The following is a 1,654-nucleotide window of genomic DNA, read 5'->3' as shown; positions in this document are numbered from 1 at the left end:
GAAATCCGGTCGGAATCTGGGAGGACCATCTCCCAAGGCTAAATACTACCTAGTGACCGATAGTGAACCAGTACCGTGAGGGAAAGGTGAAAAGCACCCCGGAAGGGGAGTGAAAAAGTTCCTGAAACCATGTGCCTACAAGAAGTCAGAGCCCGTTAATGGGTGATGGCGTGCCTTTTGTAGAATGAACCGGCGAGTTATGATTACATGCAAGGTTAAGGTGGAAAGACCGGAGCCGTAGCGAAAGCGAGTCTGAAATGGGCGACTAAGTATGTAGTTGTAAACCCGAAACCAGGTGACCTACCCATGTCCAGGGTGAAGGTGTGGTAAGACGCACTGGAGGCCCGAACCCGTGCATGTTGAAAAATGCTGGGATGCGGTGTGGGTAGCGGTGAAATTCCAATCGAACTTGGAGATAGCTGGTTCTCTCCGAAATAGCTTTAGGGCTAGCCTCGGAATGTAGCGTATTGGAGGTAGAGCACTGTTTTGGTGCGGGGCCCATCTCGGGTTACCAAATTAAGATAAACTCCGAATGCCAATTACGTATGTCCGGGAGTCAGACAGTGAGTGATAAGATCCATTGTCGAAAGGGGAACAGCCCAGATCGTCAGTTAAGGTCCCTAAGTGTGTGTTAAGTGGAAAAGGATGTGGAGTTGCATAGACAACTAGGATGTTGGCTCAGAAGCAGCCACCATTTAAAGAGTGCGTAATAGCTCACTAGTCGAGTGATTCTGCGCCGAAAATGTACCGGGGCTAAACACACCACCGAAACTACGGGTGCCACGAAGTGGCGCGATAGGAGAGCGTTCTATGGGCGAAGAAGTCAGACCGTGAGGACTGGTGGAGCGCATAGAAGTGAGAATGCCGGTATGAGTAGCGAAAGACAGGTGAGAATCCTGTCCACCGAATGACTAAGGTTTCCTGGGGAAGGCTCGTCCACCCAGGGTTAGTCGGGACCTAAGGCGAGGCCGAAAGGCGTAGTCGATGGATAACTGGTCGAGATTCCAGTACCAGGTGAACATGTTTGAACAATGGAGGGACGCAGAAGGCTAGTGGATCCCAGCGATTGGAAGTGCTGGGTTAAATTGTAAGTTTGGGGAGTAGTAAAATGCTTATCCCTGTTAAGAACAAGCAATGATGAGGATCGAAATCAAGTAGAGAAGTCCATGATGTCACGCTGCCAAGAAAAGCTTCTAGTTAGTGTTTACCTGCCCGTACCGCAAACCGACACAGGTAGTCGAGGAGAGAATCCTAAGGTGAGCGAGTGAACTCTCGTTAAGGAACTCGGCAAAATGACCCCGTAACATCGGGAGAAGGGGTGCACAGCGAAAGCTGAGCCGCAGTGAATAGGCCCAGGCGACTGTTTATCAAAAACACAGGTTTCTGCAAAATCGAAAGATGACGAATAGGGGCTGACGCCTGCCCGGTGCTGGAAGGTTAAAAGGAGTGCTTAGCAATAGCGAAGGTACGAATTGAAGCCCCAGTAAACGGCGGCCGTAACTATAACGGTCCTAAGGTAGCGAAATTCCTTGTCGGGTAAGTTCCGACCCGCACGAAAGGCGTAACGATCTGGGCACTGTCTCAACGAGAGACTCGGTGAAATTTAAATACCCGTGAAGATGCGGGTTACCCGCGACAGGACGGAAAGACCCCA

The 1,654-nt window shown here is 50.5% G+C and carries 1 rRNA gene; it reads left to right on the top strand.

The features are described 5' to 3' along the window. A 23S ribosomal RNA gene (locus ACJQWY_RS06850) occupies nt 1-1,654 on the top strand; the annotation flags it as partial.

This window comes from Weissella kandleri, assembly GCF_045504165.1.
In the GTDB taxonomy this organism is placed as follows: Bacteria; Bacillota; Bacilli; order Lactobacillales; family Lactobacillaceae; genus Weissella; species Weissella kandleri_A.
The sequence above is the reverse complement of the archived record's forward strand: the minus strand, read 5'-3'. Positions and strand labels throughout refer to the sequence as shown.